The following is a 24612-nucleotide window of genomic DNA, read 5'->3' as shown; positions in this document are numbered from 1 at the left end:
TTACATCTGCACCTCCCTTTTCCGGAGGAATTTCACTTGAATGACGGTAATCAGCATGATGATCAGGAACAGAACCATGGCGAGTGCCGTACCAAAGCCCTGCCTCAGTTCGCCAAAGCCGACCTTGTAAATAATATAAGTCAGTGTCTCGGTCTCAAAGCCCGGACCCCCATCGGTCATGACCGCAATCTGATCAAAGATCTTCAGTGCGCTGATCATGGAGAGCACCAGGCATACCGTCATCGAACCGGCGAGCAGCGGAAACGTAATATGGCGGAATTGCTGAAATCCGCTCGCTCCGTCGATGCTTGCCGCTTCATTCAGCTCGGCGGGAATCCCTTGCAGCCCTGCCAGATAGATGATCATGTAATAGCCCGCGCCTTTCCACACCGTAGACAATATAATCGAAAGCATGGCATACTTCGGACTTCCGAGCCAGTCCACCACCCAGCTGCCCAGTCCGACGGCATCCAGAATCTGGTTGAACACCCCGAAGTTGTAATTCAGAATCATCGCCCAGACAAAACCCATTACGATACCGCTGAGCAGTGTAGGGAAATAAAAGATACTTCTGAATAAATTGCGGAACCAGCGGACCTTGTCGACGAGCACAGCCAGCACAATCGCGGCAATGTTCTCCAGCAGCACCAGGCTTATCGTCATGACAAGGGTATTCTTGAGCGCGTTATGAACCCGGGGACTATTCCAGATCTCCACAAAATTGGAGAAGCCGATGTACCGGACATCCTCGCTGATGCCGTCCCATGAGGTAAAGCTTAAATAGATGCTTCCCGCTGTAGGAACGATAACAAACAAGGTATAGATTATAAATGAAGGCAAAATAAACAACAGTGCGTAGGACTGCCATTTCTTCTTTTTCTTCAGTATGGCTGCCGTTAGCGGCTTCTCTGCTCTTTCTACTGCTGTAGCCATGGTTGGTTGCTCTCCCTCCCGGAGCTGTTCCCTGGGAGAGGACGGCCGCCGTTCAAGCACAGCCGCTCCCCCGCCGGACAGTTTTCTGTTTACTGTGCGTTGGCTTTTACCTGAGCGTCATATTCTGTATCTGCCTGCTTCATGTATTCGGCCACGTCTCCGTTTTTGCCCACCATATCCTGCAGCAGCTTGTAATACCAGTTGCGGAACTGCGGCGGAATCAGATTGTCGCCCCACCAATTGTTGATCGCCAGGGACTTGTTCACGTCAGGGTCGGCAATCAGGTCCAGTGCGACCTGCATCTGCTCACCGGCTTCATAGGTTACATTTTCTTTGGTCGACGGAATGGCATTGATGCTTGCCAGGTATGTGGCATACTGCTCCGGCTCAAAGAAGAAGCGGATAAAATCCTTGATCGCCTGTGTTTTACCGGCATCCTTGGCTGCTTCGGACGAGAGCGACCAGCCGGCAGGTGACGGCAGACCGACTACATTGATCTTCCCTTCACGGTCAGGGACAGCATAGAAGCCAAATTCAAAGTTAGGATCAGCCTCTGTGATTTGCGAGAACATCCAGGTTCCGGAGAACAGCTGGGCCGCTTTGCCGGATACGAGAATCGAGGCGGTCTGGTTATCTCCTGTGCTCAGCCAGCCTTTATCCACATAATTGGTGAACAGATCTTTGAAATCGGTCATGGCTTGAATGACATTAGGATCGGTGAAGCTTACGGTCTTCGCGGTACGCTTGGAGTTCCAGTCCGGATCTTGCACGTACACATCGTCAATCAGGAATTTGTTCACCCAGAAGCCCATGTGGAAAATATCCTTGCCGCCGACCACCAGCGGCGAAATGCCGGTAGCCTTCAGCTTCTCCTGGATGGCGATGAATTCATCATAGGTTTTGGGAAGCTCAGTAATGCCTGCATCGGCATAAGCCTTCTTGCTGTAAATAATGCCCTGGGGCACATTTACGGACATGGGTGCATTCCACACCTTGCCATCAACCTGCGGCGGGTCACTGAAAAGCTCCAGCAGATCACTTGGCAGCTCTACAATTTTACCGGCATCGGCAAACACCTGGGTATCACGCATTTCCACGAGATCCGGGAATTCACCCACCGCATCCTTGGTCTTCAGCCAATCGAGATAGGCGGCAGAGGTAGTTTCGCTGATATCTTTGATTTTCACATTCGGATTGGCTTCCATGAATGCTTTGACTGTGGCGGCAATGGCCTGTTTGGTGGCGGGATCGCCGGCAGCGTAGCCGATGGAGAAGCTCACTTCTTTTTTGCCGTCCGTTGCGGCGGCATCCGGTGATTGCGGGGCAGCCCCATTGCCGCCGGCATTGCTGTTATTGCTGTTGTTTCCGCAAGCCGACAATATGGTTGTGGCCGCCAGCAGCAGGACCGATAGCTTCGTCATTGTTTTCTTGTGCATATGAAGAGTAACCCCCTAATAAGTTTCTGTTCGGATGTGTTGCGGGCCTAGCCTTGTACTATGGGCCGGAAACCGGTGCCCGATGTGCGCATCATCGTTCGAAAGCGTTTCCTTGCTTCAAGGATAGCATTCCTGAACTTTCGTTAGAATGAACTTTTTTAAGCGCCGTGTGCGGTAAATTTAAGAGGAATGAAGCAAGTGGAAACGGCTTCGCCTTCCTTATAAGGACGGTATCCGTTTCAGCGGGAAAGATAAGGCTAATGTATAGCGTGAAACATATTATAAATTCTTATCTTTGAACAAAACGGCTATGCCGTCCTTGACCGGGCAGCGCAGCTGTTTGCATTTCAGGTGTGAGGCCGGCTGCGGTTCCCCGGTTCCCCGGCTCTCCGGTTCCCCTGGCCGGCTGAAGCTCTTCCTCCCCGATCCCTCCAGACCTTCCTGCTCAGACCCGGCGGCTTAAGCCCAAGTGGAAAAAGGAAACTTAATCCCCACTTTCCCTTTTTCGCTTGCGTTAGCGGGAAAAAGAATCCCTAACCGATCCGTCTCGCCCCCTTGCGGGGAACACGCCTACATTAAGATGAACTTGAACCATTCATCCAAAGGGCAGCCATTTTAGTGGGAAAAAGGATAACTAAAGTAACGCATTCGGATTCTGTATCATCCCTAGTGGGAAAAAGTATAACTAATCCGGCTGAAATCAGCCGTATGGAGGGAGTGGGCCTCTATGAAGTGTACAAAATCCCACTAAAGCCCGTTCAACCCAGAATTCCAGCCCATTAGTGTTACTTTTTACACTTCGCTTCTGTTCCCTATGAACCTCCTTGCGTTCCATCCAGCTTGTTAGGTTCGCCGGTTCCATTCCTATACATTAAACTACCTTGTTGGCTCAAAGCCAAAATCAGCGGTTGACGATGTGAATGAAGTCCGCTGCGGGTTCAGAGGGTTCTTCCGGCCGCTGCTAAAGCCCGGTTTCCTGATTGGAATAAGATTGCAAACTTCATAACATACCTTATCTACAATTGACGAGAAGCATAATTTCCTAAACGACAAAAAAAGCCCCTGCAGGAAAAGCTCCTGCGGGACTGTCGATAGGCTAGCACGGGCCGTTAAACTCTTCACAGCCGATTATCCCGCACCTGCCGGTCATACTCCAGGTCCGCTCTCTTCATGTATTCGGCGACATTCCCGTCGTTGACAACCATCTCCTGCAGCAGCTTGTAGAACCAGTTGCGGAACTCCGGCGGAATCAGATTGTCTCCCCACCAGTTGTTGATCATCAGCGACTTGGTCACGTCCGGATCGGCAACGAGACGGAGGGCTTCTTTCATCTGTTCACCCGTCTCATAGGTGACCTTCTCCTTCGTGGACGGCAGGCCGTTGATGCCGGCCAGAAATATCGAGTATGGCTCCGGCGCAAAGAAGAACCGGATGAACTCCTTCATTGCTTCCATTTTATCGGGATCTTTGGCGGCTTCCGCTGACATCGACCACCCGGAAGGCGAGGGCAGGCCCACTATATTCCGTCTGCCTTCACGGTCGGGCAGCGCGTAGAAGCCGTATTCAAAATCCGGGCCGGCTTCCTCGATCTGCGAGAACATCCAGGTTCCGGAATAGAGCTGGGCTGCCCTTCCAGAGACAAGAATAGAGGCCGTCTGGTTATCACTGGTACCGAGCCAGCCTTTGTCGACATTGGTTTCGAACAGCTCCTTGAAATCGCTCATGGCCCGAACCACGTTATCATCCGTGAAGCTGACCTGCCCCGCCGTGCGTTTGGCATTCCAATCCGGATCTTTGGCATATACATCATCTATCAGAAATTTGTTCACCCAGAAACCCATATGGAAAATATCCTTGCCGCCGACCACCAGCGGAGTTATTCCATTCGCCTTCAGCTTCTGCTGTATTTCCAGAAATTCGCCATAGGTCTGCGGGAGCCTTGTGATTCCGGCACTGGTGTATGCTTGTTTGCTGTAGATAATGCCTTCAGGCGCATTTCCGAACAGCGGTGCATTCCATACCTTGCCGTTCACCTGCGGCAGGCTGCCGAACAAGTCCAGCAGGTCAGCGGGCAGGGGGACGATTTTTCCGGCGCCGGCAAATGCATCGGTGTCGCGGATTTCCACGAGGTCCGGAAACTCGCCTACAGCATCCTTGAATTTCAGCCAATCCAGGTATGCGCTTGCGGACAGCTCGCTGCTGTCTTGAATGATGATGTCCGGATGAGCCTTCATAAATGCTCCAATCGTGGCGACGATGGCCTGCTTGGTTGCCGGATCGCCCGCAGCGTAAGCAATGGAGAAATGCACCTCGTTACCGGAAGCCGCCGCCCCGGCTCCTGCCTGTGTGACGGCAGAGCTTCCTGTGCTGTTATCCCGGCAGCCAGACAGAAGGAGCATGGCCGCCAGCAGCACAGATGCCATACTTATCTTGGTGTTTTTTTGCATTGGTGAGCTGCCCCCCCTACTCATTGACCTTGGTTCTCTGGTCCGCTTGATCATTATTCCCGGATAACACCCATAATCGGGAACAGCAGTGTTACCGAGGTTCCGATATGCTCGCGGCTGCTGACCGACAACCCGTATTCTTGCCCAAAAATCGAGCGTACCCGCTCATGGACATTTTTCAGACCCACGTTTTTGCTCGGGGCTTCCGTATCCTCCAGCGTTTGGGTAATCCGCTCCAAGGCTTCCCTGCTCATGCCGACCCCGTTGTCATAGATGGTAATCGCAAGCAAACCGTCCTTCTTTTCCATCGTAATTCCTACGGTTCCTTTCCCCTGCCGCCGCAGTCCATGCTGTACCGCATTCTCCACAATCGGCTGCAGCGAGAGCTTCAGGATCGGCCAGTCCATTTGAATATCCGGGGCAATATCCAGATGCAGCTCATACCGGTTCTCGAAGCGGACGGAAATAATGTAGAAATAATTCTGCAAATGCTCCAGCTCGGCGCGGATGCTGACCCGGTCCTCCCCGTAGTCGATCACATATTTCAGTTCGTTGGACAGGGCAAGAATCATGTCAGCGACCTCACCCGCTTCCTTATCTACGGCGTTCATCCTAATCACTTCAAGCGTATTGTACAGATAATGGGGCCGGATCTGGCTTTTGAGAGCACTCAGTTCGGTCTGCTTCTGCTTGATTTGGGCCACATACGCTTCATCAATATAGACCTGCAGCCGTTCCACCATCCGGTTGAACCCGTGGGCGAGCCTGCCCATCTCATCATTTGTGTTCACTGACAGCTGAATATCCAGCTTCCCGGATTCCACCACCGTCATTTGCTTGATCAATTCGCGGATCGGGGCGGCAAGCCGGCGGGAGAACCAGGCCCCCATCACAATCATGACAAAAGCACAAATAATAATGGCAATGTAGACGGCGGTTCTGGCGGACAACAGCTGCTCGAACAGGCTGCCGCGGTGAATCCGCGCAATGACCTTGCCATTCAGAAAAGGAACGGCCTCGCTGAGCTCGAGCATTTCGCTGTTCTTTTGAACGGTATCCTCCATAATTCCTGCCGGGAGGTTCTGATTGCTGAAATATACCTTGCCCCCGCCATCCAGCAGGTAGAGCTCGTCCTGTGCCCCCAGGCTAAGCTCCCGGAAGAACTGTTCAAAGAGCGAAGTATCGATATCCAGAAACAATGTGCCGACCACCTTGGGCTCCTTGGTCACCCGCCCCGAGGTATCAATCAGGCTGCGCCCAATGGTAAATACCTGCCTGCTTGAGCGGAAGAAATATTCGTCCGTATGCGTGGGGAATATCGCCACCTCGGACGGACTGGGCTTCATCGTCTCCAGCCACTCGGCGGCGGGAAACATATTGGTGTCCAGCGAGCGGTTCTCCTTCTCCTGGGAATACAGCTTGCCGTCGGACTGGCGGATAAATACAGCGCTTGAGATATAAGGATCACTGAACAGGACAGTCTTCAGAAAAGAATCGATCGGAATGGTGTTGATCTGCTCCAGCTCATTGACATTGGTGGTCTGGTCCTGCTTGTAGCTGTCAATAAAGCCTTCGTAACGGCCGGTATACATCAGCTTGGACACTTCATTGTACTGGTTGAATGCCGAATTCAGATTATAGCTCATATACAGCACCATCTGCTGCAAATTGCTCGTGGTATACCGTTCCACATAGCTGGAGAAGGTCTTCACCGAGAAAAAGCTGAGCGCCAGCAGGGGAATCAGCCCGACCAGCAGGAAGGATGCAGAAAATTTGACGAAAATGCTTCTGGATCTTCGCCCCCGGATCAGCAAGGATATTCCCCCTTTTCTCTAGATATAAGCTTGAATGTTAATTCTTGACCGATTGCTTGTACTCCTGGGGCAGCTTGCCGAAATGCTTCTTGAACATATCACTGAAATGACGGGCATTGTTATAGCCGACCCGGTCCGCAATCTCATAGACCATCAGATCACTCTGCAGCAGCAGCCGCAGCGCATGCCCCATTCTCACCTCAGTGACATAATGCTTAAAGTTCTGTCCGGTATGTTTCTTGAAAAAGCTGCTGAAGTAGTAGGGATTCATATAGACCAGCGCCGCTATCGACTCCAGGGTAATATTCTCCGCATAATGCTCTTCGACAAAAGCCTTGACCTGCAGCAGCTGAGGCATTTCCTTACCGGAGATTTTGCAGGCCAATTGGTCGGCCAGTCTCTTCAAAGTATCCTCAAACTGCTGCCCAAGCGCGGCAAAGGTCGGCGCATCCGTCAGCTTCTCCAGCAAAGGCTTATCCTCGGGGCCAACCAAGCCGGCATCCACGCCGAAGCCCGCAAGCTCCTGTTCCAGTTGGATGATGGAGTTATACACATGGGTTACCGCCTGGTTCCTGCTGTCTCCCGACAGAAGTCGGACCGTTTCCAGAAGCTTGCCCGCCAGAACCGGAAGCTGCTCCTTGTCCAGCGATTTAAGCGCTTCCGCAAGCGAAGCCTGCGCTGCCGTCCATTCGGTTACCCCCGCCGGATTTCCATGAGTCTCCGCACTGTCCGTGAGCACGCGGTTGAGGCCCGAAAAATACCTGTATTTTAACGCTTTCAAAGCACTGCGGTACGATTCGTCTGCTTCCTCTATTCCACTTGCCGGCTGTCCAATCCCGATGGATACCTGCAGCTTCAGGTAGCTGTTGATTTTGTGATGGAGATCCTGCATGATCTGCTCCGGTTCAGCCTCCTGCTCATGCTGCAGTAAAACTGCGAATCGCTCCCCTTTGCGGAAAACATAGCCATTCCCTGCGGCATCCACCGTTTCTTTGATAATATTGGACAGGGCAAACTCCACCAGCTTGCGTTCACGCTCCTCCCAGCGGGAGGTCTGGACGACATATTCATCCGTCTCTACCACACATACGCTGGCATAACGGGTAATCGCTATATTTCCCATGCGGGCAAGCGCGGCCGCAGCCCCCTTGTTGCCGTCGGTTAAGCGCTCAAGCAGCTCCTCAATGGTAATGGAATGATTTTTCCGTTCATACGATTTGAGCATTTCCTTGTTGCGCTCTTCTTCCGATTCCTGGCGGATCACGGCCACGGCCCGGCCCACCACCTGCTCGAGCTGCCCTGTATTCACAGGTTTGACGAGGTAGTCGAGCGCCCCGTACTGAATCGCCTGCCGGGCATAGCTGAATTCCTGATAGGCACTGATAAATACAACCTTAATCGGGCGCCCCGACTCATGAATATCCCGTATAATATCAATTCCGCTGAAGCCCGGCATGCTGATATCGCTGATTACCAAATCAGGATGGCAGGTCTCAATCAGCGCCTTCAGCTCGGTCCCGTCATTCGCTTCGCCGACAATATCAAGGCCCAGGCTCTCCCAGGAAATCAGCTTCTTCAAGCCGCGCAGGATCACCGGTTCATCGTCCGCCAGCAATACCCGTATGCTTCTGACCATCGCAATCCCTCCGCAAGTCTGTCTTCTTCTATATCTTCACACGGCGGCTGTCTGCCTGTACCTCTATCATATCAGACCCGCCCTCATCTTTGTCCACTGCATCACGTTGCTCAAGATTTGCCAATGCCTCCTGCTGTCTGCCGATGAAGAGAGGCATCCAGCTTTACTGTAACATGCCAGGCCGGAAGCTTGAGTGAAGCTTTTTAATGGAAAAGAGCAGTTTTTTTAGATTTACCTCTCATTTCCCCCTTTAGCCGGGTGCGCTTTCATATGATCAGGTTATGAAGAATCAACAATTTCCCACTTGGATCAGCTTCCCAAACAAATAAAAAGACGGCTCCAATTCACAATCGAATTGCAAGCCGTCTTTCATTATAAGCACCCTATGCAATAAATACCTTATCCATTTAAGCAGTGTTAATACATCTTAAGATTATCGAAGCTGACATTGTTGTTGTAGCCGGCTCTGACTCCCAAAGAACCGTTATTGTAGGAAGTGTCTTTTTTATCGATATACAGTGTGTTGTTCACGTAGACCTGCATGCGGAATCCGGTTACAACAACTTTGACTGTGTACCAGGTGCCCGGGGTTATGGGCAGGGAAGCACTGCCGAGATTTGTATAATTGTTATTGAACTTGCCCAGCCAGACGGAGCCGGTCGTGCTGATCCCCGCTCCATACCCCCTGAAGCTGTCGGTTCCTGCGGCCAAGCCCTGGGTATTCCAGATCAGGCTGCCTTCCCCGCTGTCATTGATCCTGATGCTGCCTTCAACCGTATAGTTCAAGCCGCTGGTCCGCTGGTTAAGCACCGATTTGGCAAAAGCGGCCGGTGAAGCAACAGTGTACACCCCTCCGGTCAACGTCCATGTGCCGCCATAACGGGTCCACTCCGTATCTGTATTGCTGTCGAAGCTGTTCAGGTAAGTATGCGGAGTCACCTGTACATTGTCGAACTTGGCGGTATTGCCAAAGCCGCCGCGCAGGCCCACCGTGCCTCGGCTGTAGGCCGTATCCGTATAATCCAGCTTCAGCACATTATCCAGATAGACATGAATCCTCCCGGAATTTTTTACCACCTTCAGGTGATAGGTGCCCCCGGCAGCTATGGCCGCAGGCGCGCTTGCCAGCTGGCTGTAATTGTTATTGAACCTGCCCAGCCAGACCGTGCCCGAGGTGTCGATGCCGGCACCGTACCCCTTGAAGCTGTCTGTGCCGTTGCCCGGCCCCGTTACATCAAAGATCAGACTGGCCTGACCGCCGTTTGACAGCGTGATGTCTGCTTCGGCCGTATAATTCACCAAAGACACATATGGACTGACGATTGACTTTGCCGCACTGGTTGAGTTTACGCTGTAAGCCCCGCCCGACACGCTCCAGGCGCCTTCATATTTCGTCCAGCCCGTATCATCGCCATCATTGAAGCTGTCGCTGAAGGAAGCGGGCAGCGTCAGGAACTTTATTCTGACGTTGTGCCCGCCCGCAGCCCGGACAGCAGAGGTCATGGCCGCAAGCTCGCCGGTTCCGGTCTGATACAGACTGGGCCAGATATAATCCGGGAAGCCGCCCGGCCAGAGCGCCTGATCATTCGTATACCAGGTGGCACCATAGTCATTGCTGAATGAGAGAGTGCTGCTGTTGGCGGTAACCGCCAGCCGTCCGTCGCTGAGCGACAGAACATAGGGCGCGCCGTTCTGGCCGGGAACCGGATTGCCGAGTCCGCTGGCCCAGGTGGCTCCGTCCTCCGACACCTTGGAGTAAATATTGCAGCCTGCCGTACCGCAAACCTCGAAGACCAGAAGATATTTCCCGTTGTTCATCTTTGTCCAGACCGGCATTCCCGGCCGGGAGGCCGAATTCCCCGTATCCCAGGCTGCGAATATTTCATTGCCCCAGGTGGCACCGCTGTCCGGTGAAATTTTCAGCGAGATGACCTGGCTGTACGCCGGAGAGCCGGCTGCATACTTTTCACTGGCATAGTAGACCGCTATACGCCCATCGGCCAAAAAGCCCAAATGCGGCTCATAGATTCCCTGCGGCGGATTCCCCAGGCTTCCGGGTGCTCCGGCATTGCTGTCGATAGTGCTGAGATGGGTCCAGGTCGCACCTCCATCCGTACTTTTATATACAGGAAGGTAATAGGCTTCCTCCCAGCGCACAGAGCGGGCGCCCATCAGGATGTCCCCGCTGGGCAGCTCAAGCAATTGGCCGTTGTCGAGGTCCTTACCGGGGTCGCTGATCGTGCTCAGAACGGTCCAGGTGCGGGCATTGTCGGTACTTCCCGCCACTTGGAGCCTGGTGCCTCCGTTCGTGTCGCGCGTGTAGCCGTTATTGTCATAGATCGTGTACACCGCAAGCCAATTGCCGCCGGACAGCTTCAGCATGCGCCCGTATTCCGAGCCGAAGGTCCCCGGACTGATGCCTCTGAAATCCGTTCCCGCATCCGCGAAGACCGCCGGATTGCTTACCGTTGTCTCACTCTGAACAGCAGCCGGTCCGCCCTCTGCGGACACTCCGGGTACGAGCGAGAACATTAACAACAGCACAATGATTGCACCTGTCCATTTCTTCATGGTACATCTCCTTTGGATGGGTTTCTCTTGCAAGACACCATACTCCAAGGAACCGTCAGCCCAGATTGATTTCGCGGATTTTGTCAAAAGGCACTTTAGGCTTGCGGTCCTCCGTCAAAAGGCCATTCACTTCCTGCTGCACATCGCTGACCTGGGTATAGCAGTAGCCGCTGATGAACGGGGTCGCTTGGATTGCCGCAGTGATCGCCTGGAAGCGCGCCAGGAAATCCTGCTCTGTCTTCACCTGATTTCCATAGCCCCAGCCGCTGACCGTCTGAAAGGCGATGCCGCCGAACTCACTGATAATGACCGGCTGGCCTTTATAGGCGTATCCTTCGGCCCACGCAAATTTGTAGTTATTGAAGGAGACGCCATTGTCAACAATAGAGGTTTTGTCGGCGTAATGGGCCAGGAACTGTTCTCCCGCCTCCACATAATCATGCAGCGTCAGAATATCCGATACGGTGTGCTCCCAGCCATCGTTGGTGACAACAGGACGAGAGGGGTCAATGGCTTTGGTCAGGTGATAGATGCCTTCTGTGAATTTCTGCTGTCTGACATCATGGGCAATGGCAGGAATACCCCAGGATTCGTTGAACGGAACCCAGGTGATGATGCACGGATGGTTATACTGCTGCGGCACAATCTCCAGCCATTCCCGGGTGAAGCGCTGGACGGCAAGATCATTGAATTCGTAGGTGGCGGGCATTTCCGACCAGACCAGCATCCCCTTCACATCGCACCAGTACAAGAAGCGGGCATCCTCGATCTTCATATGCTTGCGGAGGCCGTTGTAGCCCATTTCGGCAATCCAGCCGATGTCATCGATCAGCGCCTGCTCGCTGGGCGGCGTCAGATGGCTGTCCTGCCAGTAGCCCTGATCCAGAATCAGGCGCTGGTACAAGGGCCTGTTGTTAAGGAGAATCTGGCCGTTTTCAATGGAAATTTTGCGCATTCCGAAATAGGAATACACATGGTCCACGCTCTCCTGTCCGCGGAGCAGCCTGAATTCAACGTCATACAGATTCGGCGCCTCCGGCGACCACAGGGATTGCTTCCATGGCCCCCCGACTTCATGCCATACATCCGCCTCAATGCTCACCAGGTCACGGTCCGCGCTCAGGCTGAACCGCTTGACCTGCCGGCCTTTCAGAGTAATCAGCACATCGAGCATAAGCTCCTGGCCGGCCTTAAGGCCGGCAATCCGGAAATCGAAGCGGATCATATGCCGGTCGACATCCGGCGTCATTTTCACGGAATCAATCCGTGCTTCGCTTACACATTCCAGCCAGACGGATTTCCAGATCCCCGTCGTCTGCACGTAGAAGCATTCAAAATTGTCAGCTACCCAGCGCTGCTTGCCCCGGGGCTGCGTGCAATCCAGACTGTCTTCCGCCTTAAGTACAATCCGGTTGGCTGCACCGAATGTCACATACGGGGTGATATCAAAGGAAAACGCAGCATAGCCGCCTTCATGCACGCCAGCATAAGAGCCGTTCACCCAGCATTTGGCCCGGTAATCAACCCCCTGAAAATGCAGAATCGCCCGCTTCCCGGCGTTCTCCGCAGGAAGGTCCAGCGTTCGCTCATACCAGACATTGGGGTGGAATTCCTGAATGCCGATCCCGCTGGCCGCCGTCTCATACGTGAACGGAACCGTAATCTGCACGCCCTGCGGAAATTTCGCGTACCATGCCTCCGCTTCTCCACTGTTGGCATCATCAAAGCTGAAATTCCATTCTCCGTCCAGAGCAAGCCATTCCTTGCGTACAAATTGCGGTCTGGGATACCCCGGAATATAAGCTTTTGTCGTCATGAAACTGCACCTGTCCTCTCCATATCTCGTCTTTTTTGTCTTTTTCTCTTAAGCTCAATCTGCTGCTCTGCCGCCTTATCCCTTAATCCCTGACATGCTGATTCCCTTGACAATCTGGCGTTCAAAAATAACAAACAGCACAATGATCGGAATGGAAGCAATCGCGTTGATGACCATCGGCTTGACATAATCCTCCGAATACTGGCTCATCAGGGTCGGAATACCCATCGGCAGCGTGAACAGATTGTCGTCCGTGATGGACAGGAAGGGCCACAGAAAATTGTTCCAGGAGCCGATGAATGTCAAAATGGCCATGGAAGCCAGTGCGGGACGGCAGAGCGGCAGCATGATGCGCATGAAGATCCTCCAGCTTCCTCCCCCGTCCATCTGCACACTCTCCAGCAGGTCGTTCGGAATGCCGTCAAAAAAGCTTTTCAGCACAATTACCGCTACTGGAGATGCCAGCGCCGGAATAATCAATCCCTGATAAGAGTTCAGCAGATTCATATCCTTCGCCACCTGGTACAGCGGAATAATCGTGGCTTCACCGGGAATCAGCAGGCCGGCAAGGACGACAAAAAACATCAGCGTCCGGTAGCGGAAGGGAATTTTGGACAAGGCGAATCCGGCCAGAGCCGCAGCGGCTACGGTCAGCACCGTGACAAAAGCAGCCACAAGCAGGCTGTTCGCGATCCAGTCCGTCAGCTTCGTCCCGCCAAGAATCTCTTTGTAGACCTCCAGCGAATACGGCGGGCTGAACCAGTCCAGCACTGTGATGATCTTCATGCCCTCTTCCTTGAACGATACGAACAGCATCCATACCAGCGGCCCCGCGAACAGCACAGCCATAAACAATGACACAATGCGGTAGACCCATTTCATTACAGATCCGCTCCTTTGCGGTTATTCATCCCATATTGCAGCGCCGACAGCACCAGCAGAATCACGAACAGCAGATAGGACATCGTGGCCGCATAGCCGAGATCATTGCTCTTGAAGCCGGTCTGATAAATCAGTTGTATGATGGGCCGGGTCTGATCCAGCGGACCGCCTCCGGTAACAATGTAGATCTGCATGAACACCTTGAAGGAAGCGATAATCTGCAGCATGGTGATCGTCTTCGTAATCGGAGCCAGATAGGGCAGCGTAATCCGCCAGAACATCTGCCGGTCATCCGCTCCGTCCAGGCGGGCCGCCTCGTAAATCTCATCGGGAATCTCCTGAATCGCCGATAAATGCAGGATAAAGTTGAACCCTACCGTCCACCAGAGGGTAATCAGCGTAATGACGATCCAGGCCAGACGGGTCTCCGTCAGCCAGAAAATTTCCGTATCACCGGGCAGCAGCCGCAGTAAATGGAGCACGGAATTCACCAGGCCGGTATATGGCTGGAACACAAACAGCCCCAGATAGGAAGCCACCGCCACAGACAGCACGCTGGGGATAAAGAAAATACTGCGGTAGAACTTTTGCAGCACGGACTTGCGGTTCGCGATCAGCGCCAGTGAAATGGACAGCACGAGCATGGTCGGCGTCGTCAGCACGACGAAGATGAGCGAATGCCCGAGCGCTTCCCACACCTCCCTGTCCTGCAGCACCCGGCTGTAATTGTCCCAGCCCAGAAATTCCATTTTGCGGATCAGCGTCCATTTATAAAAGGTCATTTCCACGCCCTTGAACATCGGCCAGATGGTGAACAGGCCATATACTATCAAAAAGGGAACCAGGAACAGCAGCGCCTGCACATCCGCCCTCAGTTTTTTCATCTTCATTCAGGTCACCTCTCCCCAAAAAGCAAGTGGAAACGGCTGCGCCGTCCTTTTAAAGACGGGGTGCTTCAGCGAGAAATAAAAGGATAATTTATATTGTGAAACATATAAATTCTTATATTTGAACACAGGCCCGCCGCCCGCCGACGCCAGGCCTATGCATCACCGGCTGCCGTTTTTATTTATCAAGCTCTTTCTGCACGCCTGCCTCCATTTTGTCCATGGCTTCAGCCGGTTTCATCTTGTTCGCCCAAACTTCATTGAGGATCTTGAAAGAGACATTATCACGGATTTGCCATGTCTTGGTCGAAGGTTTATTGAATTTTACCGTACTGGCAACAGCGGCATAATCGCTGCGGTAAGGCATATCTTTGTATTCCTGCTTCTCAAGGACAGAAGGCTTGGAGGGGATATGGCCTGCTTTGGCCCAAATCTGGCCGTTCTCGGCTACATAGTCGGCGAAGATCAGCGCAGCCTTCCGTTTGGCAGGGTCCTCGGCTTTGGTCAGCGGTAAAATGATTGTGTGCGAATCGCCCCAGGTTGCTTCCTGCTCGAACAGCTTCGGAATCGGCATCGCCCCGAATTCAAGCTCCTTCGTCGTTTCCCAGGTTCCGGTTGCCCAGACACCCGTCATCATCACAGCCGCTGTACCGCTCTGGAAGTTTTTGTAGAAGTCGGGATCATTTTTCTTGATATAGCCTTCGGTGAACAGCTTCTGAATATATTCAGCCGCCTGGATGCCTTTAGCTTTGTCAATTTCGGCTTTCTGCAGATCGTCCGAGATCAGATCGTTGCCGCCGAGCTGCGAGTACAGCGCCCACCATAAGCGGTAAGGGTCGTCATTGGTATTGGAAAGGGCAAACGGGGTTGTTTTGGCCGGAAGCTTCTCTTTCAAGGTCTTCAGGAAGGCCAGGAAGCCGTCTGCGGATTGCTCAAGCACCGGCTTGCCGTCATCGCCAAGAAGTCCTGCGTCCTTCAGCAGCTTTTTGTTGTAATACATGATAAAAGGATGGGTATCAATCGGCACTGCGTAATGTTTTCCGTCCACAACCGTTGCATCCAGCAGATTTTGATTAAAGGTTGACCAGTCCACGGCCGCCTCGCCGGCCACCGCGTCCAGATCGGTGACAACCCCTTGATTGATCAGATCCGGCAGCCGGGAAGTATGGGAAATGCCGATATCCGGGCCGTTGCCGTTGCCTACGGAGGTAATCAGCTTCGTGTAATATTCCGCCCAGACCAGCTTCGTGTTTTTCACCTTAATGTCAGAGTGGCTTTTGTTGAATTCATCGACCAGCTTCTGCATGTTGTCCCCGTCGCCGCCGTCGAACAGGGTCCAGAAGGATAGGTTGACCGTTTCGCCGCTTCCCTCGCCTCCGGTATTTCCCCCGGTGCTGTTGTTCCCGGCGGGAGCCGGGCTGCTGCCGTTATTGCCGTTCGATGAACCGCCTGCATTGTTGCTTCCGCCGCAAGCGCCAAGTACCAGTGAAAATGAGAGCATGAAGGCCAAGCCCAGAAAAGCGGTATTTCTTTTCTTCATTCCTGTCTCCCCTTTATTGTAAACTAGATACAAAACGGTTTATTTGTTTTATTACAATTATTTTGTATCTTAAGCCGATTATAAGAAACCATTTTTATATTGTCAACGCTTTCATTTTGTATTTTAGTAATAATAAGCATGCAAAAAAACCATTAGTTACAGATTAACTGTATCTAATGGTTCTGTTCTTCTTCATCCCGGATAAAGCTCAGCTTCATCATAATTTCCTGCGCATGGTCGCCGAACCCCCGCCCGAACAGGTTGACACCGCCTTGATGGATGGAATCGGGATGGACGCCAATCCGCAGCCGGATTTTCGGGCTTTGTGTCAAATTAAGCTGGCCGAGGCTTACATCCGATACCTTTTCCATATCAAGCGTGGTCTTGTCCATGTCAATCCGCCACGTCTTAAGCAGGCCGTATTGCGTGGACGAGTCTCTCCACCAGACCGGATTCAGCTTGCCCCGCCGGCCTCCGAAATCGCCCGGGCTGGTCCACATGCCAATCTCCACCCCGTTGATCCATACCGATATATCCGATGGCCAGTTGTTGTCGTAATTGGGCGCTTCCGAGCATATTTCCATGGACAGCTCCAGCATTTCGACTCTTGCCCCTTTCGGCACCTCCAGCGGCAGCAAATATTCCAGATACCCCTTGCGGAACCAGATAATCTGCGCGCCCACATGCTTGGGATGATAAAAGCTGGAGGGCTCATCTTCACGGATCAGCATCTCTTCGGCATCCGCCATGCCGCAGGTCGGGTGTACCTCGCAATCGCTGTAATGGCCGATGGGCACCTCAATTTCGAAGATACGCACAGCCCCTCTCGGAACAGCCTTCTCCTCATTCAGGGCGATATGGATATCATCGTAATTGCGGCTGCACACCTTCATCGCCCCGCGGGATGCAGGCAGCAGCTCCGTGTTGATCAGCCGGGCCGCTTCAAGCACCTTCACATTGTTGGCTACCGTGGATACGGGCAGCTTCAGCGCTTCGGCGATTTCGATCACGTTCAAGCTCCGGGAATTCAATAAATGGAGAATATCGACCCGGGAGCGGGTAGACAGCGCATGCGCCACCGACACCAGCTTCTCCGGATCATCAAAACCAAGCTCCAGCACGGACTACACTCCTTCGAACCCTAAGTAATACAATTAATAGTACGTGCTCGGAGTCACAAAATCAACCGATATCCACCGGGAATATACCGTATAGGCCCTATTCTTAATCTCAAACAAAGGAATCAGGCGGAATCCTCGCTCCTGTCCCCTCATCCGGCAGCGGCCATAGGCCCGCCAGCCATGGTTGCGTTCATGGTCCCTCCGCCTATCTCAAGCGTCTATACCGCAGCTGAAGCCTCCTCCGCCTGGGCCTGGTCCGCTGCTCATGGTACAATACAGACAGCAATCTTACATAATGAGGTGAATGAGCTGATCTATTTCATAAAATTCCTGTACAGCTTCGTGCTTCCGCCAGGCCTCTTCGTCGTTCTGCTGCTCGGACTGACAGTCTGGCTGTGGAGGCGCAATCGCCGGCCGGCCCTGACGCTGCTCGGCGTTACCTTCCTGCTCTACCTCTCCATGACTCCCCTGGTCGGCGATCTGCTGATTGGCGGCCTGGAGCGGCAGTATGACAAGCCTGAGCTGCTCCAGGGGGACGTAATCGTCGTCCTTGGCGGGGGGGCCAGCTCCGGAAACCCGGATATCGACGGTGAAGGCAATATGTACGGCCCGGCGGCGAACCGGCTGCTGACTGCGGTGCGGCTGCACCGGCAGACCGGCCTGCCGGTCCTGTTCTCCGGCGGCCGGGTGTTTGCCGACAGCGGCAACGAAGCGGATATCGCCAAGCGGCAGCTGATGGGCCTTGGTGTTCCCGAAAGCGATATTCTGGCTGAGAACCGCTCGCTCAACACTGAACAGAACGCCGTCAACACAGCCGCACTCATGAAGAGCCATGGGCTCAGTCATCCGATTCTGGTCACCTCGGCCTTTCACATGCCCCGTGCCATGATCCGTTTCAAGGACAGCGGGCTGGCCCCGCTGGCTTACCCCACAGATTTTATAGCCAGCCGTGAAATCTTGCTTTATCCCGCCAAGTTCACCCCGTCTCCCGGTGCAGTGAACACCGCCGGAACCGCGCTCAAGGAATATTTGGGCCTGCTGGCCGCCCGTTTCTGAGGTGTGGAGTAATTGTGTGACAGACATAAATATAGAAACAGCGGCAGTCCGGACATGAAACATTCATCCAAAGGGCAGCCATTTTAGTGGGAAAAAGGAACACTAAGGTAGCGCATTCGGATACTGCATCATCCCTAGCGGGAAAAAGTACAACTAATCCGGCTGAAATCAGCCGTATGGGGGGAGATGGCCTCCAATAAGTGTACAAAATCCCACTAAAGCCTGTTAAATCCAGAATTCCAGCCCATTAGTGTTACTTTTTCCACTTCGCTTCCGTTCCCTATGGGCTCCTTGCGTTCCATCAGCTTTTTCAGGTTTGCCGGTTCAATTCATATACATTAAGTTTCTTTATTGTGTTTTTTAAAGATGACAGAACCGTCTCCCGCTTAAACAGCGAAGCGGACGGACCCGCGGAACAGCGGCAGCGGCCGCCTGAGTCTCCGGATTTTCACCGCTAAGGGGAATGAAAAAAATCTGGAGAGCACAGATATTGGAACAACGCTCCGTTCGCGGAGCGGCCACTCCAAAAGCCTACGTCTATCCTACGCAAGTGGAAACGGCTTCGCCGTCCTTATAAGGGACGGGGCGTTTCAGCGAGAAATAGAGCAGGCCGACACAATCTGCGCTGTCCGGTATTGATTTTTTTTCCAAAACAGGTTATTTTATAGACAGCTTAGCGATAAGCAAGTTCCTGACACGAAGGGAGATGGTTTTAATGGCAGCTACTTATATGGTGGTTAGGTCTTAAAACTGAATAGCAGGCATATGCGAAAAAAGCGGGAAACTCCTGTATTATTTGGTATGCCATCCAAAGAAACCTTTCGTGAATATTGCTGTTTGCAGAATACGATGAAGGTCGTATTTTTTTTGCGTCCTGATGCCGCGTGACAGCAGCTTCTTTAGAGGCTGCTTGTCCGTGGCATTTTTGCGTAAAAAACAACATTAAAGGAGCTAACAAAAAAACATGATGGATCTGAAACCCTATGGCTACACAGAAATAGAAGCAATTCCCCACGGTTTATTGCCCGGCAGGGTGACGGAGCTTCGGCGCGAGCGCTTCACGGTCATGACCGAGCGCGGCGAAGTAACGGCGGTGCTCAAAGGTACGTTCTATCACAGCGCGGAAACGCGCGTAGGCTTTCCTTGCGCCGGTGATTTTGTCTTGCTGCACTGCAACGAGAGAGGAGATTCCCTCATCGTTACGGTACTGCCCCGCCGCTCCAAGTTCTCACGCGCGAATTACTCAGGTCATGCCGCAGGCTATGCCAAAACCATGCTGGAACAGGCCGTCGCAAGACGTAGTGAGGGTTCAGGCAATCCGCGAGTCGACAGCCGGGGGCGGCATACGACAACTCACCGTCAGCTGTTCATGCTCCCTTCCGGTGCGATGGTCATCGATACGCCGGGTATGCGTGAGCTTGGGCTTTTTGATGCCGACGAAGGCATCCGCGCAGGCTTTACCGATATGGAGGAATGGTTCGCGCAATGCCGATTTACAGATTGCCGCCATCAGGCCGAGCCGGGATGTGCCGTTCTCGCCGCGCTTGCCGACAGTTCGTTGCCGCGTGAACGGTGGTAGCATTATGTTGCCCTGGAGCAAGCAAACGAAGAAAAATGGAGGATGGAAGAAATGAATATTAAACTCGAAACGCTAATCTATGCTTTAAGCCAACGGTTCAGGACGGATATCGTCTCCGCCGACTGCCATACCATGCCGTTACAGGGCGGAACTGTGGGAAATGTGTACCTGGTAACGGGGATCGCCGAAACCGCAGACGGCGAAAAATTGCCGTACCGTATCGTGCTGAAAATCCAGAAGAAATGGGAACGCTACGGCGATTCGGGTTCATGGCGCCGGGAATATGATCTCTATACTTCTGACTTGGGAGCGACGTTCTCGGATGCCCTCCGCTGGCCGACATGTTATCACGCCGAGATCAATGCCGAAGAAAATGAATTCCAGCTGTGGCTGGAATATATCGATGGCGTAACCGGTTTAGACTTGACCGGTGATATGTATGAACAAGCCGCGATGGAGTTAGGACGCTATCAAGGCAAGCTGTATGCCGAGCAGCCCGCTGTGCTGTGGAGCCTGACCAACCTGAGCCATGCGGATTTTATGAAGAATACGTATCTGCATTACCGGTCATGGCCGTTCGTCTACGATTATATACGCTCGGAGGACTGCGAATTCCCGCAGCACGTGCGGCAAATGCTCATCGACATCGATGAGCACGCAGACGAGATACTCGCCCGCATTGAAAAATTGCCCCTCGTGCTAAGCCACCGGGACTTTTGGGTGACCAACCTGATCTATGCCGACGGGAAGATCGTGCTCATCGACTGGGATACATCCGGATGGGGCTACCTGGGCGAGGATCTGGCAAGCCTGATTGCGGATGAAGCGGATATCGATCACATGGTTGAATATTACCAGCGATGTGTCCCCGCTTATTACAAAGGATTTTCGGAGTATGCGGATGTATCCCCTATCGCCGATCATTGCGTTTATGAGCTGATCCTTCTCGTATTCGGCTACAGGCTTGTAGAGGGATACCTCCGCACAGAGGACGATGGCGAGAAGGAGAAGTGTGTCCATACGCTCCAAAAAATCCATGAAATGAAGAGCAGCCCTGTCCGGAAACCCTTGAATATGTAGTGGGTTTCCGGAATTCCTTTCATTACAATTTGAGCTTCAAGGCTGTACCCCTGCAATGCCTGCTCCTAAGTGCTCACACTAATGCAGATGACAGCTCTTGGCTCGCTAAACTGCCTCGTTAGCTCAATGAAGTGCAACTAAAATTTTTCGTAAATCTGAGCATAAGCCTTTTTCATTTCTTCTCGTAATTCTTAGTTCTCGTTCTCCTTGTTTTATTTAGTCCTGATAAAATTTTTCTATTTAGGATTGGTCGTGACTCCGGAGAATGCTTGGACTTCCCGCCGCTGCCCGTCTGCAGATTTCTTGATGTATACCACTGTTCGCGGTGAAATCCGCAGACAAAGGCAGACGCTCCGCTCCTGCAGTTCCCGAATTCCCTTCCGCCGCTTTTCCGCCAGCCTTAGTGGTAAAAAGGATAACTAAGGTAGCGCATTCGGATACTGCATCATCCCTAGCGGGAAAAAGTACAACTAATCCGGCTGAAATCAGCCGTATGGGGGGAGATGGCCTCCAATAAGTGTACAAAATCCCACTAAAGCCTGTTAAATCCAGAATTCCAGCCCATTAGTGTTACTTTTTCCACTTCGCTTCAGTTCCCTATGGGCTCCTTGCGTTCCATCAGCTTTTTCAGGCTTGCCGGTTCAATTCCTATAGCACCTTTATTTGTTCGGGTTGATGAAAATAGAGCGGAGCTAAAGTATATTCATAAGGCTGCCCTTTCGCCCTCCAAGGCGTCCAGATTGACCTAAAAAGCAGTGGACCGGATGAAATTCCTCACCGGCCACTGCTTCCTTAGAACTTATGCCTGAAGGGATGCTGCCGCTCCCCTATTTAAGCAAATCGCAGAATCCGGCGCTGACAGCTCCGGCAAGCTGCTCCGGTGCCAGCTCAATCTGCATGCCGATCTTTCCGCCGCTGACACCCATTGCAGCAAGGGTCCCGGCACTGCTGTCGATAAAGGTGGGATAGAGCTTTTTCATTCCTACCGGCGAACAGCCGCCGCGCACATAACCGGTCCATTTCAGCAGATCCTTCACCGGAAGCATCTCAATCTTCTTCTCGCCCGCCGCCTTGGCGGCTTTTTTCAAATCCAGCTCTTCCGCCACCGGGATCACAAACACATACAGATTAGCTCCGCTATGCGCGACAAGCGTCTTAAAGACGGTTTCCGGCGGCAGACCCATTTTCTCGGCTACTGCTGTGCCATGAATTTGGCCGTCCCCGTTGTCATACACATGAACCTTATAAGCGATTTTTCGGGTATCGAGAATCCGCATTGCATTGGTTTTGGTGATTTGCATCATTCATCGACCTTTCCGGCCGCTCTATCAGCTGGCACTAATCTCTCGGATAATCCATGGCCATAATGTCCATGAAAGGAACCTTGAACAATTCCTCATTGCTGCTTACATGCACCTTGCCGGTACGCGGGTCCATGCCGACGATGGTGCCCCGGACCGGCTCCTCTTTGCCCCAGACGGTCAATACAATTTCAGAGGACTCCTGCATCGCTTCCGTCAGCTGATTGCCGATTTCCTCCAGCACAAATTCATCTCTTGTCGGCCGTTTGGCCACCTTCGCTTTTGCCACGCTATTCCTCCAATAAGCCATTACAGGGATAAACACAGTTACGTTATGAATGCTCTTAAATATTATAACATGGACAGGCATTTCATTGAACCTTACCCATTGGCAAACGGGAGCTCCCGGCAGAACAGGCAATTCCGCAAAAAGAACCCGCAAAGGCTCATAAAGTGCCTGCGGGTTCTTTTTGCATTTCCAAATATCCGGTTAATCGCCGCTGACGGAATAACGCTCCAAGGTGATCGGACTGCCGTTCAGCAGAGCTTGCGTTGACGCCGGACTCCCTGTGCTTAATTGCAAGCGGTCTCCCCTGATAGTGTGGTAGCTTACCCCCAACGCGGCTCCCGCTTCAAAGGTTGGCGCAACCGGGGCCCGTTCCGCCGCAAAAGCTGCAAGGTCGCCAGCCCCCCGCTCCGCAGCCTCTTTGACACTGATGGCCTCGACGGCTACTCCGCCCGGCATCCCTCCAGCCGACACTTCCAGGTATCCCTCCCGCTCGTTGAGTTCATAGCCATGGGACAGGAATACGGCAAAATAGACGCCGCCTGCCTGGCCGAACAAGGCGGTTGGCTGCTTAAGCCACTCGCCCTTGGGCAGCACACCGGTTATTGTGTCCCCCTCGTCCTCCGGTACAGGGAACAAGGAAAGGATGGTGTTCTGATGATATAATACCTCCATATGACGGCTCTGATGGCGCGGATCTCCCTCCCGGCAGCCTTGGCCCGGATGGAAGAAATACAGCCGGTTCACTGCATATTCGGCAGACACCGGCAGCGAAAAGGCCCAGCGGAGCTGCTCGTTGTCGAACTCCTCCACCCGCTCCCACATCCCCCCGGCGGCAAAGCTTCCGGTAAGGTAGGCATAGGAATGAATAAGCGGCTGCGGCTGCGGATCATCGGGAACGACTTTTTGCGTAACCTTGGCCACTTCCACCGGAGTCTCCCGGTTCAGCGCGGCGGCCCGTACCTGAGCCGGCGCTTCATAGAACAGGAACCCGGCATACTCCGTACGCGGCATCAGCGGCGGCAGCTGGAAATCCCCGAACTGCACATAGTCGTGCAGGACGTTGGCATCTGCGGGAACATCATGCGGCCAGCCCCGGGAATGTGCGCCTGCCCAGGCACCGCGGAGATAAAACTGCCCCCGCTCCTTCCACAGGTAATCCAGCATCTCCCCAAGCCTGCCCTTGAGCCCGCTGTCTTCCTCCAGCTCCCAGGCGCAGGTGAACGCCTGCACCCAGTGCCAGAACCACGGCAGGCTGCCATACTCCGGCATTCCCTTCTCACTAATATACGCCAGCGTATTCTCCAGGCTCTTCCGCCCGTCGGCCAGCAGCTCTTCATCCTCGAACTGCTTGCCGAAGATCAGCTTCGCCGCCGTATATTTGGCCTCATGATGCCCATAGTAGACCACCGGCTTGCGGAAGAAGCCGCTGCGGTAGATATGCCCGATTGCGGTATGAAAAGCAATCCGCAGTCCGGCATTCAGCCTGCTTCCGTAATGCTTGCAGAACCAGACCATCAGGCTGCCCATGATCTCTACCGGCAGCTCATGCGGCGCCGCCTCCCGCGGCAGCGGGTCCAGTCCGAGCGGCCAATGGCCGTACAATTCCGTGCCCGGCTGGCGGTTCTGCAGCAGCACTGTTTCCAGGAGGACCGCCTCCGCCTTGATTTTGGCTTCTTCCCGACTAAAAGGCAGCTCAAAGGAGGGATCGGCAGCAGCCGCAAACAGATACGAAGCATAATAAAAGTTATTGCGGACATCATCATGGAACCACAGTCCGCTGCCTTGCAGCGGGCGGCGTTCCGCTTCGATGGCTATATTATAGATAATTTCGTTTTGGCGAGCCTGATACAGACCCGGTGCAGCATTAAGTTCTCCCACTTCCGTTCACCCTCCACCACTTCTTGTATTCTGGATATGCAAAGGCCAGCATCTGATTGCAGGCGCGCCGCGCAGCACGGAATCAAAGGGACTTCCGCCTTGGATTCCGGCTTTTCACACCTGTCCGATATGAAGCGTACCCATAGACCAAAAGAACCTCGACAGGCGTAACCCTTCCAATTTCGGACGGCAGGCGCGAGCGCAGGCCCCCTGATATCGTTGCCTGAAAAATAAATATCCCCTCCCTCAATCTTCTGTCAATCTTCTGCATCTCCCGGCGGAAGCTTCTAATGAATAAATCTGGAGGATGGTGTTTCACGCCCTGTCCGCTCCGCAGGCAGTGATG

The 24612-nt window shown here is 53.2% G+C and carries 17 protein-coding genes; 3 read left to right on the top strand and 14 right to left on the bottom strand.

Going from position 1 to position 24612, the window contains the following annotated elements; genetic code table 11:
- The 11 genes from HYD27_RS02820 to HYD27_RS02770 form a co-directional block, all read right to left on the bottom strand.
- Complete coding sequence (locus tag HYD27_RS02820; RefSeq protein WP_219211235.1) at positions 1–933, bottom strand: carbohydrate ABC transporter permease; 933 nt, start codon at positions 931–933, stop codon at positions 1–3.
- Between the two features lie 89 nt (positions 934–1022).
- On the bottom strand, positions 1023–2369 hold the full coding sequence (locus HYD27_RS02815; RefSeq protein WP_219211233.1) for an ABC transporter substrate-binding protein: 1347 nt from the start codon (positions 2367–2369) through the stop codon (positions 1023–1025).
- Between the two features lie 1118 nt (positions 2370–3487).
- Positions 3488–4816 carry an ABC transporter substrate-binding protein gene (locus tag HYD27_RS02810; RefSeq protein WP_219211223.1) on the bottom strand — a complete coding sequence of 443 codons (1329 nt, stop codon included), beginning with the start codon at positions 4814–4816 and terminating at the stop codon, positions 3488–3490.
- Positions 4817–4869: 53 nt separating this feature from the next.
- Positions 4870–6630: a cache domain-containing sensor histidine kinase gene (locus HYD27_RS02805; protein WP_219211221.1), complete on the bottom strand. Its 1761-nt coding sequence runs from the start codon at positions 6628–6630 to the stop codon at positions 4870–4872.
- Between the two features lie 37 nt (positions 6631–6667).
- Positions 6668–8266, bottom strand: coding sequence for a response regulator (locus HYD27_RS02800; protein WP_219211218.1), 1599 nt, complete (start codon positions 8264–8266; stop codon positions 6668–6670).
- A gap of 417 nt (positions 8267–8683) precedes the next feature.
- Positions 8684–10837 (bottom strand): sialidase family protein, encoded by a 2154-nt coding sequence (locus tag HYD27_RS02795; protein WP_219211216.1) that lies wholly within the window; start codon positions 10835–10837, stop codon positions 8684–8686.
- A gap of 55 nt (positions 10838–10892) precedes the next feature.
- Positions 10893–12653, bottom strand: a complete 1761-nt coding sequence (locus HYD27_RS02790; RefSeq protein ID WP_219211214.1) for a glycoside hydrolase family 2 protein — start codon at positions 12651–12653, stop codon at positions 10893–10895.
- 75 nt (positions 12654–12728) lie between these two features.
- On the bottom strand, positions 12729–13535 hold the full coding sequence (locus HYD27_RS02785) for a carbohydrate ABC transporter permease (RefSeq protein ID WP_219211212.1): 807 nt from the start codon (positions 13533–13535) through the stop codon (positions 12729–12731).
- The gene (locus HYD27_RS02780; protein WP_219211211.1) at positions 13535–14425 is read right to left on the bottom strand and encodes a carbohydrate ABC transporter permease; all 891 of its coding nucleotides are present in this window, start codon (positions 14423–14425) and stop codon (positions 13535–13537) included. The genes HYD27_RS02785 and HYD27_RS02780 overlap by 1 nt, the downstream gene beginning before the upstream one ends.
- A 175-nt stretch (positions 14426–14600) precedes the next feature.
- Positions 14601–15962, bottom strand: coding sequence for an ABC transporter substrate-binding protein (locus tag HYD27_RS02775; protein WP_228744948.1), 1362 nt, complete (start codon positions 15960–15962; stop codon positions 14601–14603).
- Between the two features lie 173 nt (positions 15963–16135).
- Positions 16136–17083, bottom strand: coding sequence for an ArsR/SmtB family transcription factor (locus tag HYD27_RS02770; RefSeq protein WP_219211210.1), 948 nt, complete (start codon positions 17081–17083; stop codon positions 16136–16138).
- Between the two features lie 309 nt (positions 17084–17392).
- Here HYD27_RS02770 and HYD27_RS02765 point away from each other — a divergent pair, with 309 nt between their 5' ends.
- From HYD27_RS02765 to HYD27_RS02755, 3 genes are all read left to right on the top strand, one after another.
- Positions 17393–18139: a YdcF family protein gene (locus HYD27_RS02765; RefSeq protein ID WP_219211938.1), complete on the top strand. Its 747-nt coding sequence runs from the start codon at positions 17393–17395 to the stop codon at positions 18137–18139.
- Between the two features lie 1033 nt (positions 18140–19172).
- On the top strand, positions 19173–19718 hold the full coding sequence (gene rsgA / locus HYD27_RS32605) for a GTPase RsgA (RefSeq protein ID WP_309242006.1): 546 nt from the start codon (positions 19173–19175) through the stop codon (positions 19716–19718).
- A gap of 51 nt (positions 19719–19769) precedes the next feature.
- On the top strand, positions 19770–20798 hold the full coding sequence (locus tag HYD27_RS02755) for an aminoglycoside phosphotransferase family protein (RefSeq protein WP_219211202.1): 1029 nt from the start codon (positions 19770–19772) through the stop codon (positions 20796–20798).
- An 827-nt stretch (positions 20799–21625) separates the two neighbouring features.
- On the opposite strand, the gene ybaK is transcribed toward HYD27_RS02755, so the two are convergent.
- From ybaK to HYD27_RS02740, 3 genes are all read right to left on the bottom strand, one after another.
- The gene (gene ybaK, locus HYD27_RS02750; RefSeq protein ID WP_219211937.1) at positions 21626–22099 is read right to left on the bottom strand and encodes a Cys-tRNA(Pro) deacylase; all 474 of its coding nucleotides are present in this window, start codon (positions 22097–22099) and stop codon (positions 21626–21628) included.
- 37 nt (positions 22100–22136) lie between these two features.
- Positions 22137–22388, bottom strand: coding sequence for a YolD-like family protein (locus tag HYD27_RS02745; protein WP_219211200.1), 252 nt, complete (start codon positions 22386–22388; stop codon positions 22137–22139).
- A 201-nt stretch (positions 22389–22589) separates the two neighbouring features.
- Entirely contained in the window at positions 22590–24266 is a 1677-nt protein-coding gene (locus tag HYD27_RS02740; protein ID WP_219211198.1) for a hypothetical protein, read from the bottom strand.
- Positions 24267–24612: the final 346 nt, after the last annotated feature.

Origin of the sequence: Paenibacillus sp. S150 (genome assembly GCF_019352175.1) — a bacterium.
GTDB lineage: Bacteria > Bacillota > Bacilli > Paenibacillales > Paenibacillaceae > Paenibacillus_AQ.
Note: the sequence above shows the minus strand (reverse complement) of the source record. Positions and strands in the feature narration are given on the sequence as shown.

Coding starts and splice junctions, on each gene's coding strand:
- HYD27_RS02755 (WP_219211202.1), top strand. CDS start 19,770: ATGAATATTAAACTCGAAACGCTAATCTATGCTTTAAGCCAACGGTTC.
- HYD27_RS02815 (WP_219211233.1), bottom strand. CDS start 2,369: ATGCACAAGAAAACAATGACGAAGCTATCGGTCCTGCTGCTGGCGGCC.
- HYD27_RS02785 (WP_219211212.1), bottom strand. CDS start 13,535: ATGAAATGGGTCTACCGCATTGTGTCATTGTTTATGGCTGTGCTGTTC.
- HYD27_RS02790 (WP_219211214.1), bottom strand. CDS start 12,653: ATGACGACAAAAGCTTATATTCCGGGGTATCCCAGACCGCAATTTGTA.
- HYD27_RS02810 (WP_219211223.1), bottom strand. CDS start 4,816: ATGCAAAAAAACACCAAGATAAGTATGGCATCTGTGCTGCTGGCGGCC.
- HYD27_RS02800 (WP_219211218.1), bottom strand. CDS start 8,266: ATGGTCAGAAGCATACGGGTATTGCTGGCGGACGATGAACCGGTGATC.
- HYD27_RS02775 (WP_228744948.1), bottom strand. CDS start 15,962: ATGAAGAAAAGAAATACCGCTTTTCTGGGCTTGGCCTTCATGCTCTCA.
- HYD27_RS02780 (WP_219211211.1), bottom strand. CDS start 14,425: ATGAAGATGAAAAAACTGAGGGCGGATGTGCAGGCGCTGCTGTTCCTG.
- HYD27_RS02795 (WP_219211216.1), bottom strand. CDS start 10,837: ATGAAGAAATGGACAGGTGCAATCATTGTGCTGTTGTTAATGTTCTCG.
- ybaK (WP_219211937.1), bottom strand. CDS start 22,099: ATGCAAATCACCAAAACCAATGCAATGCGGATTCTCGATACCCGAAAA.
- HYD27_RS02820 (WP_219211235.1), bottom strand. CDS start 933: ATGGCTACAGCAGTAGAAAGAGCAGAGAAGCCGCTAACGGCAGCCATA.